The sequence below is a fragment of the Vibrio palustris genome (assembly GCF_024346995.1).
Lineage (GTDB): Bacteria > Pseudomonadota > Gammaproteobacteria > Enterobacterales > Vibrionaceae > Vibrio > Vibrio palustris.
Genome location: NZ_AP024888.1, coordinates 452,464 through 466,752, shown reverse-complemented (window position 1 = coordinate 466,752; position 14,289 = coordinate 452,464). Strand labels below are relative to the sequence as shown.

Here is a 14,289-nt window from a genome sequence, read left to right as displayed (position 1 = left end):
ATCATCAACTCATCGTTTAAAACTAAGAAAGACTAACCGATGCAAATATTACATCACTATAAAATGCTAGAATGACACGTAGAACATGGCTTATTTATAGTATGGGTGCCTTGTTTATTTCTCACCGGAAAATTGGGAACGTAGCGAGTAATTTATCCGCGTGCAGCAATATGTTATGTTTTGTCTAAATCAATAGAACCGAGGAAACCCAAGGAGAGCCTAAACCCCAAACGGATTACCCAACACGTTGTCTTGACCAAATATTCGCTCTAGTTCCGCAATTGATTTTTCAGACAGCTCCTGCGTAAACAGCAGAGATAGATTGTGCTTGCCTCGCGAACAGCTGACGTAAAACAAGTTGCGGTTTCGTTCGAATGTGTCTTGCTTATCTTTGGGATAGCTTTCATCCATCCACTCTAACATCTGGTTCCAGTTATATTGATTCCAGCCACGACCACAAACAACAAGTACATTGTCAAACTCCGCTCCTTTCACCCCGTGCTGCGTTGAAAATGGTGTCTTTTCATCGATATAATCACTCAGACTCACGACCTCTGAATACTTTACTGAGCGTAACTTATTTAACTTATTAATAAATTTTGATTCATCCTCTTCCAGCTCTTCATTAGGCTTTGATATAAGCTGCTTATATCGTTCTTCTGCCTCTTCGATTTTAGACGAAAGTCTAGGCATCTTAGTTTCCATCAAAATATCCAGCATATCGCCAATAGTAGAATTGGCTCTTGCGTGCATTACTTTCCCTAAATTATTCATCCACTCTGTTTTATCAGCTTGGCATTTCAACTGTGGTTGGTTTTTCTTTTTGACTTGTAACAGTTCACCATATTGCTGTTGCTCGTATGCAAGTGCAGTGGGCTCTATCACCTCAAGGAAAAACTGGATATATTTATCATTCTTTTTGAGATAGTCATCTGTATAGCGAAAACAATTTGAAAGATTTTTAAAGCTCTGCTCACTAGCAATAAGGTTGTTTGTTAAGAACAGAATTTTCGTTTTGTCAGGAGATAAATCCCATCCGTCTCTACACATTAATTCTTTCGTTTTCTCTATATGTTCTCTTACATTCTCTTCTGGAAGATCGTCCTTCCAGTGTCCACCACCTTTCCCATCTCGTCTTATCCCCACCCAATCATTAGAATGGAAAAGTTTTATCACTCCTTCAGAGTCTGGGTCTGATTCAGCTTGCGGAAGGTCTGGCCTCATTCTGTTTAAACATCTGACTATATTTTTGTCTGATCGAAAGTTTGCTCTCTTTCCGATTTCTACTATTTTTCCTTTGTCACTAGAGATCAAACCACAAGCCGAGGAGCCATAGATTTTTTGCCAGTGATCACCGAATAAACCGATAACTACACCTGAATCATTATTTATTAGATTGGTGACAATACTTTCCGCAAGCTTAATATTGGTATCCTGATATTCATCAATGAACACTATTGGGAATTTACTTTTTAGTAGCTTCTGAAATTTGGGGTAGGCAAGCATACAAGCCATCAATGTAATTACATCGTCATGGTGCAAGCTAATCTCTCGCTCATTAATCATCGGAAACCCTAAATCATACTTGACCCTTTGGTCATTAATGCCTCCTGACTCATCAATTCGCTGTTGCCATTTTTTACCAAGATCAGAAAGGTGTTCTCGGAGCTTTACCTGATAGTGTTGCAGTATATTCCAGCAGAATGCGTGAATTGTATCTGCGAAAATAACAGGGTGATGATCCGTTCTATCCTTTATTTCATTCTTTGCAACGTTTGTGTATGTAATACAAGCAATTCGCTGCCGATTACCTAAAAATTCGTCTGCACGACTGGATATCAGATACCTAATCGACTCAATCAAAGAATAGGTTTTACCTGCACCTGCACCAGCTTCCAAACGGAAGCACTGGTGTTTATTGATACAGCTTCTGAGCTGCTCCAACGCCTCGATAGATGCCTGCTCTGCTGGGCTTATCTTTGTCATTGCTAAACCTCCTCAGCCTTGACTGCATCATCGCTATCCAGCCATTCCAACCCTTCACAAATGTATTTAGGCACGGCCCAATCTGTTTTTTCCATAGAATACTCAATGGCAAAATTGGCCTTGCTTTCATTTCCAATTTTCTTAGCTCTTTCAAAAACGGAATATTCTAGCTCTACACCTCCCAAACCATGTAATTCAAACAGATTTGTATTTGCCAAAATAAATGCATCTTCAAAACTACGCCCGCATATAGCTTTTTCATCCTCGTTGACCTGAAATGCCACTCTACGGCATCCTGAAACTTTGGACTTTTCTGCTTTGGCGTAAATATCACCCAAACTTGCGTATCCTTCCATACCAAACCAATTGGAGAGGCCTGCATTACTTGAATGTGTACCTTCACTCACACAGGAAGCTGGGTATGTTGTATTCTTCTTACCCTTGGTCTTCTTTACGGAATCCAAATCAGTAATGAACAGAGTCTTAAGCTCAAGGAAATCAATGAATTTATAAAAATGATGAGCATATGCGCCGCCTACCTCGACCACAGACATATACTTTCTGCGTAAACCGCGCTGTTTTGTATCATCCACTTTTTTGATCATCTCTGGCAGGAGAATTCTTTCAGTCGCGCCTTCGATAAGAATTGCTCTATCCGCGAAATATAGGTCACATTTAGTCAGCGTTAAATACTTCTGCAAGAACTCCTTGTCCGCTTTAACCTCATAGCTGCCAAACGCTTCTCCTAGATCTTTGACCTTAGTCTCTTTTCCACTCTTGGATAAAAAGTAACGCACTTTGCTAAAATCTACCTCATTGGCAATATGGGAAGAATGCGTGCTGACCACAAACTGAACTGGCCACAATTTTCCGTCATTAAGTTGTTTTTGAAACTCTCCGACTATTTCCTCAAGCTGCCGTATAAATACTTCCTGCATTTGCGGGTGTAGATGGGCTTCGGGTTCTTCAATGAAAATCAAATGTCCTTTCGGCGGAGTGGACTGCGACTGAAACTCTCTGAAGTATTCATAAATCCGAAAGAGAATGAAAATCAAATTTCGGATACCTAAACCATTGTAGGTTTCAGGCAGAGTAAAGTGATCATCGCCTTCGTAAAACACTCTGGTGTTGCTCTCCAGAAGTGATTTTACATTCAACTCTGTAGCAGCATTTAAGTTTGGATCTTTCAGGCCGGGATACCCAAATATATTCAGCGTTGGCAAAAGCGATTTTACTTTCTCCTGAAAATCGGTATCGACTTTTTCTTGCAGTTCTTCTACAACTTTATTGATTTCTTCTGACTTAGCTTTAAATTCCTCAGGCGCACTAATACTGTTTGCACTTTTAAATATGTTTCCCAATGATTTACCAAGAACATCTCGTTCACTATGTGTTTCATCATCAAGGCCGCGTTGAGCATTTATAAGACCAGACAATATCAAGCGCTTAAATGCTGAAAACTCAAGTCTGACTTTATTGTCTGCATTAGTCGGTTCAATCGCATATATCGCTGGTTCGAAATGCTGGTTGATAAGGCTTCGTAAATCTGAAAAGTATTTTTTACGATTTTCTATATTCAAATTATGAAAAAATTCTTTAACTTTTCCGTCTTTCAACTGATAGGAAACTAATATACAGGTTTCGAATAATGTATCGTCAAGATCAATTATGAAATCACCTAAAGCTCCGAAATCGTCCTCATCATCCTTATAGTCGATTCGAAGTTCCAACTCAATCGTTGGTATTAGGTGGCGAATTTCCTCATCTGTGTGGTTGTTCATAAAGGCATTTAAAGCCACCTCAAAGCCGGCTAAACAAGACTGGTTAAAATCTTCGTAACAAATTTTAGCTCCAGACTGACTTAGAAAACTTCGAAATATTTCAGCAAAAGAAGTCTTACCCGCATTGTTGCGCCCAACAATGAGGGTTGTCCTGTCAGCAAGAGTTAGATAGACATCTTTTAAAAGCCTGTAGTTTTTTATACGGGCGCTTTTTATTTTCATTCTTTTTCCTTAAAACGAGTGAAACAGACTTCCTGATATTCCAAAAAAACATAACGCTTTGCTCACCGGTAAATTAGGAGCGCAGCGAGTAATTTATCCGCGTGCTGCAACTTGTTAGCCTTTTTTATTGAAATCTGTTTTGGCAAAACCAGTTACTTTCATACAAACAAGTATAAAAAGCCGCCTGCCATGAATTTATGCTCACCTGTTTTCTACTGTCTGCCATATCACTTAAATACTCCCTTAATTCAATACTACCGCTATCTTCGAATATTTTTCTTGCTATAAATTCTATATTTGCAAGCTCTTCGGCTGCATGTGAAGAATAAAGGGCGGCTAAATCAAAAGTGATAAAATGGTGCTTGAGTCTTTCTATTAATACATCATCACAATCATCAGGAGGTTCGACATAAAATTCCACAACAACAGGGACTGATTCTGTTAATTTTGCTTTAACCCATAAAAAACCTTCCACATCATCGTAGTATGGGTGTAGTGTTTCTTTCTCTGAATTTAGCGGTATATCTTCACTTTTGATTTTATTGCAATCCTGACAAGCAGGAATAAGATTTAATGGAGATACAGCTAAAGACGGATAATGAGCTTTAGGTAAATGATGATCTAATGTAGACACAACTCGTTGAGAACATAGAGGACACCTTCCATGCTCGGGCAGTGACATTAATTTATCATAGTAAACTCTACCTGGGGCTAATTTTTTAGCCATTCGATCTGTGTAGACCTTTTTCATCTCATCAACTGAAACTACATTCGCTACACTTTCTTTGGCCTCAATGGTATGTAACTCTGCCACAGAGGCTTTCTGGTCAAATTCAGCTGATGCTTCACCAACTTCTACTGAGCAAGATTGTAATCGGTGCTTGAGATCTGCATTTCGAACACGGTCGATACATGCCTCAAAGACAACTACTGCGTCATCATTTGGTCGGGTTAATTTTTTCATGCCTTAGTTCTCTTCACACCATATAAAGCACGCAAGATACCTTTTGCTTCCAACCCCAATTGGCTATCAAAGCTATTTATTGCAGCCTCATAGCTGTCAAACTTATCAACAGCATCGTTTAGTAAATTGTGGAATCCAGAATCTGTATGCTCTAATCCAAAAACCTCTCTGGTCAATATTCCTACATTTTCTCCAAATGATTCAGTCTCAAGCCTTTCAACTTTTGATAGATGACCGCTTCTCCAAAGCTTCCATGTACAACTTCTAGGTACCTCCTGAAGAACCACGGGTGAATGAGTTGCTATTATTGAAACTGCATTTCTATTTATTAAAAGATCTGAAAGAGAGCGAATAAAAGCAGATAAAAGAGGTGGGTGGAGATGAGCCTCTGGCTCGTCCAAAAAAACTAAACTTCTTTCTTCGATTGTTTCTACAAGCCTTGTTATAGTAAGAAGTACAATTTTGTGACCAGAGCTCAGGTTCTTGAATAACCTTCCCGCAATATCTTTAAAATCATCTTCATCGTCATTATTCAGAATAGATGCTACGTTAATATCGCCAAAGACTGGGTCAGTCTCTAGCTTTTCTATTGCTCTTTTCCAACGTTCTATTTTGCTTCCTGCCTTGCAGGCCAAAATACTTTTCACAAATTCATTTTTAAGAATCACTGGGCTTTTCGGGGGAAGGTTTTTCTCGCTTCCTTTTTTTACTCTTTTAAGGCCAACATAGGAAAATTGAATTCCAGATGATTTATCCTTTTTCTCCGGTAATGGCTCAGTTTCATCAAATGCACTAAACGTAACTGATACAACATTAGAAAAAAGCTCCCCTTCAAACTCATCTGGAGATGAAAATTCACCCACTTTAGAAGTGGGGGATTCTTCATCAATAAGAGAGCTGATCATGTTATTAATCAAATGGGTTTTCCCAACACCATTTCGACCGATAAGGACATGTATATTTGTTGGGGGATTGCTCTCTGGCGTCACCTCAAAAGCCAAGTTGAGCCTTCTACCTTCAGTGCCTTTCATTTTCGGTGATTCATATAAGAAAGAGTATTCAGATAATCGAACGCCTCCTTTAGCAAGCCTTCTATATTGTCCTTTGATTGAAGTATGACTTACTGACCTTAGTAATGATGTACCTGTAACTCGCTCTTTAATTGCTTTCTCATAGAGGTTTTCGTCTAAAGCTATGTCATTGAGGGCGGAAAGTATTTGAGACCTTGTTTCTTCGCCTAGCTTGTTTAATTCGTCGTAAAAACTATCATCTTGACCGACCGAGAAAAAGTCATCGCCTAATTCACTGAAGCTATTAGGTATTTTGGGCCTTCTTTGATCTTTCTCCATATCAAATTGGCCGATTTTAATCGAGCCAATTCTATTTTTATTTAGATCGCCATCTACATAAATCAACGTATACATCGTTGAAAATTCAAACCAGTCATCCCAGTTATCTGTCACTAAATAAGCATAGTTTGGCTTATCAATTGGACAGCTGTTTCCAGCAGGTAGAACCTTAAACTTCATAACTATTCCATTCGATTAATATATCTTGGCTCACACAAGAGGCTAACATTTTAATAGTGCGCATGCGCGTTTACACATTTTTAAATTCACTCAAAAACTCTTTTAAACTTATGAATAATAATATATTTTTACTTATATCTACAAAAATCAAAATTGGAAAAATGAGCAGGCGCGTTATGTCATTTATCGACAGCGCATTATTTCTACACTGTCGATTCTTATTTTTTGATAATAAAAGAGTTTCTTACCAGCCACCAGCCAAAATACTCCCTTTTATCAATCACCTTCGCAGCGAGATGCGTATACGTGGCCAATGCTCGCTTTACTGTCGATGACTCACCTCAGCTCAATAAGCAACTTCATTTATATTTATACCAAATCCTTGATGATACTCCTACGGTATTTTCAATAAAACGTCGCTAACTTACGGAAAATTAGCCGGTTATTGAGGTCGATCAAAGTTAGCATGTGAATTAATGCAATCTAGCCGTTGACGCATATCAGTAATGTGTGTGCTCTGGGTGTTCGGGAGCGTAATAGATGCGTTATAACACTAAGTCGCTTTTCGCCAACACCCTACTAGCTTTTACTTAAATCAAAGCGGTGGATGATTTGGTTGGCACTGCCACGCCACAGTAACTCTGGATCGTATTGGCTTTGCTCAAATTTACCATCAATGAGGACATCAATGTGCTTGGTGATGGCGCGCTGGGAATCACTCAATTGATCAAGTGTGTATCCGGTCCATAGCCAGATGTCTTTATCTGGGCATTCACGTTTAACCCGAGTGACTAAATGTTCAATCGCGGTGACATTGGCAGGATGCAGCGGATCGCCGCCAGAGAGCGACAAGCCGCGCCGTTGAATGCGCGTATCCAAAAGATCGGCAATAATGCGTTCTTCTAATGCCGGCGTATATAAGTGCCCCGAGTCGACTCGCCATGTGGATTGGTTATAACAGCCTTTGCAGTGATGTTCGCACCCTGCGACAAACAGGGTGCAACGTGTACCTTCGCCGTTCACCACATCCACGGGATGATATTGGTGATAGTTCATATTATAAGTGCTTCACGCGGCGCTGAACCTCTTGCTGCTTGCCAAGGTTAAATGGCCGCGCATCTGGGCTGCCTAAATAACCGCATACGCGGCGGATCACCGAGACTTTCTCGGTATCATGATTACCACATTTCGGGCATACAAACCCTTTGCTGGTACAGGTAAACTCGCCAGTAAAGCCGCATTCATAGCACTCATCAATGGGAGTATTGGTGCCGTAATAAGGCACTTTACGGTAACTATAATCCCAAACATTTTCCAACGCTTCGATATTGCGCTGCATATTAGGAAATTCCCCATAGCAGATGAAGCCGCCATTCGAGAGAACAGGATACGGCATTTCAAAGTCAATTTTGTCGTACGGGTTAGCCGCTTTTTCCACATCCAAATGGAAGCTATTGGTGTAATACCCTTTGTCGGTTACCCCCTCCACGACACCAAAGGTTTTGGCATCGAGCGAGCAAAACCGATTGCATAAGTTCTCGCTTGGCGTGGCGTACAAACTGAAGGCATAACCGGTTTCTTGTTTCCATGCATCCACAGCGTTGCGTAAATGTTGCACCATGCGAATTCCCTCTTGGCGCAGAGTTTCATCGTCATATACATGAGTCTTGGTGCCAAACAGCGCATTGATTACTTCATGTACACCAATGTAGCCGAGTGAAATAGACGCGCGGCCATGTTTGAAGATCTCGGCAATCGGATCATCGGCATTTAAGCGCACGCCACACGCACCTTCCATATATAAAATAGGTGCGACACGCGCTTTCACGTTTTCAAGCCGGGCAATACGAGAGTCGAGCGCGCGACGCGCCGTGACTAAGGTGTCATCGAGTAATGCGTAGAATCGAGTACGGTCACCTTGGGCTTGCAGGGCAATGTGTGGCAAGTTGACACTAACCACGCCCAAGTTATTGCGGCCATCGTGGATCACTTCACCGTTGTCTTCATAACGGTTCAAAAAGCTGCGGCAACCCATGGGGGTTTTAAATGAGCCCGTCACCTCCACCACGCGGTCATAATTGAGAATATCGGGGTACATTCTTTTGCTGGCACACTCTAGTGCGAGTTGCTTGATGTCGTAATTGTCATCGCCAGGGCTTTGATTAACCCCCGGTTTAATGGCAAAAACCAGCTTAGGGAATACCGCGGTTTTACGATTTTTCCCTAAGCCAGCAATGCGATTTTTCAAAATCGACTGCTGAATTAAACGGGCACACCATGAAGTGCCCAACCCAAAGCCCAACGTGACAAACGGCGTTTGCCCATTGGCGGTATGCAAGGTATTGACTTCATACTCCAACGATTGGAAGGCATCAAAACATTCTTTCTCAGTGCGAGATGCGGCGAAACGCTCCGGATGAGGAATCTCCCATTCAATGGCAACTTTTAAATGTTTTTGGTAACTGGCGTTGACATAGGGTTCTAATATCTCGTCAATACCATTGATGGTGGTGCCGCCATAGATATGACTGGCCACTTGAGCGATGATCTGCGCGGTCACTGCCGTTGCCGTAGAGATAGACTTAGGCGTTTCGATTTCCGCGTTACCCATTTTGAAACCGCCGGTCAGCATGCCTTTAAGGTCGATCAACATACAGTTAAACATGGGGAAAAACGGCGCATAATCCAAATCGTGATAATGAATTTCGCCACGCTCATGAGCCGTGACAACGTCACGAGGAAGGATATGCGCTTTGGCATAATGCTTGGCAACAATGCCTGCCAATAAATCACGTTGTGTGGGAATCACCTTCCCATCTTTATTGGCGTTTTCATTTAATAGCTCGGCGTTACTTTCTTCAATCAAGCCTTCGATTTCGCGGTTCAAGGCACTTTGCTTTTCACGGGCGACATCACGGTCGTGGCGGTATTCGATGTACGCACGCGCCAGCACTTTGTATGGGCCCTGCATTAACTCATTTTCAACTCTGGTTTGAATCTCGCTAATTGCTACACGGTCATTTGCGGCACATTGCTCGGTAATCCGCTGAGCCACGAGCTCAGCGTAGTGAGTTAGTTCAGGGGTCAGGCAACGGGCAGCACTGGTAACGGCGGTTTGAATACGGACAGGATCAAAGGGTGCTTGTGATCCATCGCGCTTGATGACTATTGGTCCCACTGTGTTCTCCTTTTAGAATGCGACAATAAACCAATACAGGATGTGGTAATATTTGGCATTCTTGATACTATATGTAGGGAAACATTAGACGCGGCTCTGGTTTAATCTGTTTTGATATAGATCAAAAAGCGTCACCACACGTACAAGGCATCACCAATTATGGCAAGTGCGTCGTATTTTACGATGAATGATTTTGTCGAGCGAGCGCACCATAGCTACGCTCATCACAATAAAAAAAATAATGAGAATTGTTATGAGAAAATTGGGGCGTTGGCTAGCGCTGATATTCGCAACGATGGCATACAGCCAAGCCGTTTGTGCACAACCGTTGACACTTATGACATGGAACATGCAATGGTTAACCCTTTCTCCCTCTGTGTTGGCGACACCGCGTACGCTGACTGATTACGCCGCGATGCGAGCGGTGCTGAAGCGCCACTCTCCAGATATACTCGCCTTTCAAGAAGTCGATAGTCCTGAAGCGCTGCAACGTGTGGTTGGGCCCACATACCAGCTGTATTTTTCCGACCGCCGCCAAGCAAAGTATGCGGCAACGCGCCAATTTAATGGGGTGAATCAATATACCGGCATTGCCGTGCGTAAAGGGCTAACAGTCAGCGATCCGCAAGATGTGGATTTATTACCTAAGCAGCCACGCAGTAAATTGCGCTTTGCCACGTATATTATGTTGCACACGGCCAAACAAGATATTCACCTGCTGTCGGTACATTTAAAAGCCGGCTGTGTCACGGCTTATCATGCTAATAGTCACAGTTGTCGGCGTCTTAAGCAGCAAGGTGCTGCGCTTAATCAATGGATTCAACAACGTGTATTACAACAACAAGCGTATATCATTTTAGGGGATGTCAATCACCAACTGGCGTACCCCACCGATTGGTTGTGGAAGCGTATTACCCAGGATGTCACCCCTGTACCGATACTTTCTAGCCGCTATACCATGTCTCGTTGTATTGCGCGTTCAGCATCGTTACCAACGCGAACGGTCACCTATCGCCACTTGGTTGATCATATTATTCATAGCCGTGATGTTGTTATGCGCTCCGCCGAGCAACAGCATTTCACCCGTCAAGATGTACTCAAGTATCACTTGTCGGATCATTGTCCTGTCGTGACTCGGTTAACGGGCGATGTATCGAAATAACGCAGTGATCCAAAATGAGTATACCGAGCTCACGACTTTGCCATCACGTAAATAACGTATGGCAAACAAGGCTCGATATACTCACTCATCCCCGACAGGGCTTATAGAAACACATGCTTTAAGGTATTCACGACATCCGTTACTCGGTTATCAGCTAACGAATAAAACACTTGCTGTGAACGCTTGCGAGCTTGAATGATGTGGTTGTTACGTAATACGGTCAGATGCTGAGAAAATGCCGATTGGCTTAATGCCGAGTGTTTGAGTAACTCACCGACGCCTTGCTCGCCTGAGGTTAATTGATACACCACCATTAAACGCTCTGGGTGAGCTAAAATACGCAGCCATTCTGAGACTTCTTTCGATTGAGCACGCATGGTTTGCAGATCTTCCATCCGAAGACCTCCCTCATAGAGTAGTAAAAAACGGTACAATACTGACTTGTAATATTAGTTTCAACTTATTTAGCTAAAAAGACATTAGTAACTACTCATTGTGAATCGATATCACATTCCATTTTTCCTTGTCGAGTGACACACTAACTGAAAAAATCGCGTTAAACGCTCGGCTCTGAGTCGATAATCGACATTCCATAAGATAAGCGGTCGCTTTTCCACAAGTGAGGTGACATAATGCGCGGGTAATTTACTCATTAAACGGTTTTCTATGAAACTTCTTGTTCGCAATTTAGCGCGCACGCTCTCTGAGCATGATTTACGTGTTCTGTTTTCAGAATACGGCAATGTTACCCACTGTAACTTGGTCTTAGATGCAAACTCTGGTCACTCAAAAGGCTTTGGCTTTGTTGAAATGCCAGATAAAGACGAAGCCACTAAAGCTATGAATGCTTTAAACATGGCACTCATCAAAAGTAATAAGATTCGAGTGAAAGCAGCGCAAGAATAATGCCTTGCTATAAGAATGCGTAAAGCCAGCCTCAGTGCTGGCTTTTTCATTCACAGGTTACACTGGCGTTGCCATACGAATTAACGAATCGTCAGTGCCTACGGTCACAAAGCCGAGCCGCTCATATAATGCTTTCGCAGGGTTATCAGAAAACACCCGCAAACGTAACTCACTTTTCGCCGCTTGCTGGCAATACTGTTTGGCAAAATGAATGGTTGCCGCGCCTGCCCCTTTATTTTGATGGTGCGCATCAATTTGCAAATCACGTAAATACACGGCGTTGTCGTCATGACTAAAGCGCACAATACCGACACGTTGACCACTGTTATAGATTTCGAAATTGTCAAAATGCAGCCATGACTCGTCAAACATTTCATCATCCCAATGGATGCCATATTTATCATAATACGGCGTCATATTGGTACGCGTCAGCACGCGAGCAAAGTGTTTATCTTCGGCAGGAAGCCATTCCATTGTCATTACATCCCTCGTTGAATTACCTAACTTTTTATCAGTATAGACAGTAACCGCTTCAATGCAGATCCCATCCGTGATTTTGGTACAGTTATCACTTGTCACACTAATTAAGATTACGTTGTGCTGACTGTTATTTACAATAAAATATGTTATAACCTTGCGACTGTACTTACCCTTTTATAGAAGAGTTATCGCATTGTTTGACTGGTCCTCACTGCGTGTTTTTACGCCTGTCGTTTCTCACCGTTCATGGTTTACTTTAATCGGGCTATTGGCATTGATGCCGACTCTTGCCAAGGCGCACCCGCACTCTTGGGTCGATATGGTCACGCAGATCAATGGCAACGATCACGCCATTACCGGATTTTCGATGACATGGGAATTTGACCCCATGACAACGGCGTATCTATTTGATGGCGAAGATATGTCGAAAGAACACCGTAAAAAAACGCTGCAAAAGCTAGCCGATAATATGATAAAAAACATGCTGAGCACCCACTACTTTACGTATTTTTATCAACATAAAACCACACCGATTCGCTATAAAACGGCGCGTAATGCCGTGTTAACCACCAAACGTGGTAAAGCAACGCTCAAATTCGACTTACCACTCACTAAACCTTTCACATTCATAAACGAGCCGCTTAAATTTCTTATTTTTGATCCGACTTATTATGTTGATATGTCTTGGAAAGGCCGCGACAGCATTAAGCTATCACCACAATTGGCAAAACACTGCCAATATAAGATTATTGCGCCGAACCCAACGCCGAAAGAAGTGGCTTATGCGACGAACTTACCCGCCGATGCGGACCCTGATAACTCATTAGGACAACTTTTTACTCAACAACTTAATTTGACTTGCCATTAAAGGGATCCACCACATGTCGCACACTCATGAACCGTCTTCACACGAACACACTGCGATAGACGCAATGACGCTGCCACAAAAGAAGCGCTACTTAACGCTTAGTCGAGCGGTGACAATCGGTGTTGTCACTACTACCCTCGCGATTCTCATCCACTTTATTTATATTATGTGGCCGCATATTATGATAATGAGTGTGCAGTGGCAACGCTCCTCTGTCGATCAATTGAGTGACTTGATTTACGATTCCGTACAAAACAGTTCAGCGATGTATTCGTTGATTGAAGTAAGCTTTCTCTACGGTATTTTTCACTCCCTAGGTCCTGGTCACGGGAAGCTGATCGTAAGTAGTTATCTCGCCACCAACCCTGCCAAAATCAAAATGGGATTAATGATTACGGTCGTCTCTGCTTTTGTGCAAGCCTTGGTCGCTATCGGGGTTGTGTCTATCTTTTTATTCGCTCTCAACCAAACCATGCGTCATGTCAATCACTTCGTAGGGAACATCTTCTCGTTAAGCTATTTAGGTGTGCTACTGATTGGCGCCGTGATCTTTTATCAAGGCGCCCGTTATTTTTATAAACAATGGCGCGGCCATGCACATGAGCATAGCCATTCTCATGACCATTCGCACCACGGGCACTCGCATCACGAACATCACCACCAGCATGACGATCATCACCAACACGATGATGGTAGCTGTAGTTGTGGACACAAGCATATCGCGACTCCCACCGAGATTAACCGTGCTAAAAGCCTTCGCGAATACATAGCGATCATTATGAGCATTGGGATTCGTCCATGTACTGGTGCTATTTTAGTTCTATTTTTCGCGAACTTAGCGCATCAATATTGGGTTGGGGTATTCAGTGCAATCATTATGTCGGTAGGAACCGCGTGTACGACCTCAACCATTGCCCTAGCGACGGTATCGGGACGTAAGTTCGTACAACGCTACTTAAAAGACGATCAGCAGCATTTCCCGTGGATCTCCCCTACCTTACGTATATTGTCTGGGGTCACTTTAATGTTGGTCAGCTATGTGTTGTTTCATCAAAGTGGTTTTGGGGTGTCGCCAATTTTTAATGTTCACTAACTCTTTTCATTAATTTAAACGCTGAGACAAACGGGTATTTTAGCCGATGAGCAGTATCTGACGATGTTGAGACATAAAAAAACCGCAGACATTACTCTGCGGCTTTTTCTTTCATTAATG

Annotated in this window: 12 protein-coding genes; 4 read left to right on the top strand and 8 right to left on the bottom strand. The window is 42.4% G+C overall.

Annotated elements, in window-relative coordinates:
* Positions 1 to 219: 219 nt before the first annotated feature.
* The 6 genes from OCU30_RS14495 to nrdD form a co-directional block, all read right to left on the bottom strand.
* Positions 220 to 1,986 carry a UvrD-helicase domain-containing protein gene (locus tag OCU30_RS14495; protein WP_077314348.1) on the bottom strand — a complete coding sequence of 589 codons (1,767 nt, stop codon included), beginning with the start codon at positions 1,984 to 1,986 and terminating at the stop codon, positions 220 to 222.
* Between the two features lie 2 nt (positions 1,987 to 1,988).
* Complete coding sequence (locus OCU30_RS14490; RefSeq protein WP_077314349.1) at positions 1,989 to 3,989, bottom strand: ATP-dependent nuclease; 2,001 nt, start codon at positions 3,987 to 3,989, stop codon at positions 1,989 to 1,991.
* Positions 3,990 to 4,113: 124 nt separating this feature from the next.
* On the bottom strand, positions 4,114 to 4,953 hold the full coding sequence (locus tag OCU30_RS14485) for an HNH endonuclease (protein ID WP_077314350.1): 840 nt from the start codon (positions 4,951 to 4,953) through the stop codon (positions 4,114 to 4,116).
* Complete coding sequence (locus tag OCU30_RS14480; protein WP_077314351.1) at positions 4,950 to 6,482, bottom strand: AAA family ATPase; 1,533 nt, start codon at positions 6,480 to 6,482, stop codon at positions 4,950 to 4,952. Before OCU30_RS14480 ends, OCU30_RS14485 begins: the two co-directional genes overlap by 4 nt.
* Before the next feature lie 579 nt (positions 6,483 to 7,061).
* Positions 7,062 to 7,538: an anaerobic ribonucleoside-triphosphate reductase-activating protein gene (nrdG, locus tag OCU30_RS14475; protein WP_077314352.1), complete on the bottom strand. Its 477-nt coding sequence runs from the start codon at positions 7,536 to 7,538 to the stop codon at positions 7,062 to 7,064.
* Position 7,539: 1 nt separating this feature from the next.
* Complete coding sequence (gene nrdD / locus OCU30_RS14470) at positions 7,540 to 9,660, bottom strand: anaerobic ribonucleoside-triphosphate reductase (protein WP_077314353.1); 2,121 nt, start codon at positions 9,658 to 9,660, stop codon at positions 7,540 to 7,542.
* A 253-nt stretch (positions 9,661 to 9,913) separates the two neighbouring features.
* Here nrdD and OCU30_RS14465 point away from each other — a divergent pair, with 253 nt between their 5' ends.
* Positions 9,914 to 10,822 (top strand): endonuclease/exonuclease/phosphatase family protein, encoded by a 909-nt coding sequence (locus OCU30_RS14465; protein WP_159439127.1) that lies wholly within the window; start codon positions 9,914 to 9,916, stop codon positions 10,820 to 10,822.
* 101 nt (positions 10,823 to 10,923) lie between these two features.
* Here OCU30_RS14465 and OCU30_RS14460 read toward each other — a convergent pair whose 3' ends face one another.
* Positions 10,924 to 11,217: an ArsR/SmtB family transcription factor gene (locus tag OCU30_RS14460; protein WP_077314355.1), complete on the bottom strand. Its 294-nt coding sequence runs from the start codon at positions 11,215 to 11,217 to the stop codon at positions 10,924 to 10,926.
* A gap of 271 nt (positions 11,218 to 11,488) precedes the next feature.
* Here OCU30_RS14460 and OCU30_RS14455 point away from each other — a divergent pair, with 271 nt between their 5' ends.
* The gene (locus OCU30_RS14455; RefSeq protein WP_077314356.1) at positions 11,489 to 11,728 is read left to right on the top strand and encodes an RNA recognition motif domain-containing protein; all 240 of its coding nucleotides are present in this window, start codon (positions 11,489 to 11,491) and stop codon (positions 11,726 to 11,728) included.
* 57 nt (positions 11,729 to 11,785) lie between these two features.
* On the opposite strand, the gene OCU30_RS14450 is transcribed toward OCU30_RS14455, so the two are convergent.
* Positions 11,786 to 12,208, bottom strand: a complete 423-nt coding sequence (locus OCU30_RS14450; protein ID WP_077314357.1) for a GNAT family N-acetyltransferase — start codon at positions 12,206 to 12,208, stop codon at positions 11,786 to 11,788.
* Positions 12,209 to 12,401: 193 nt separating this feature from the next.
* Between OCU30_RS14450 and OCU30_RS14445 the strand changes: the two genes are divergently transcribed.
* Together OCU30_RS14445 and OCU30_RS14440 are read left to right on the top strand one after the other, a co-directional pair.
* Entirely contained in the window at positions 12,402 to 13,076 is a 675-nt protein-coding gene (locus OCU30_RS14445) for a DUF1007 family protein (protein ID WP_235861853.1), read from the top strand.
* A gap of 13 nt (positions 13,077 to 13,089) precedes the next feature.
* Entirely contained in the window at positions 13,090 to 14,169 is a 1,080-nt protein-coding gene (locus OCU30_RS14440) for a nickel/cobalt transporter (protein WP_077314358.1), read from the top strand.
* Positions 14,170 to 14,289: the final 120 nt, after the last annotated feature.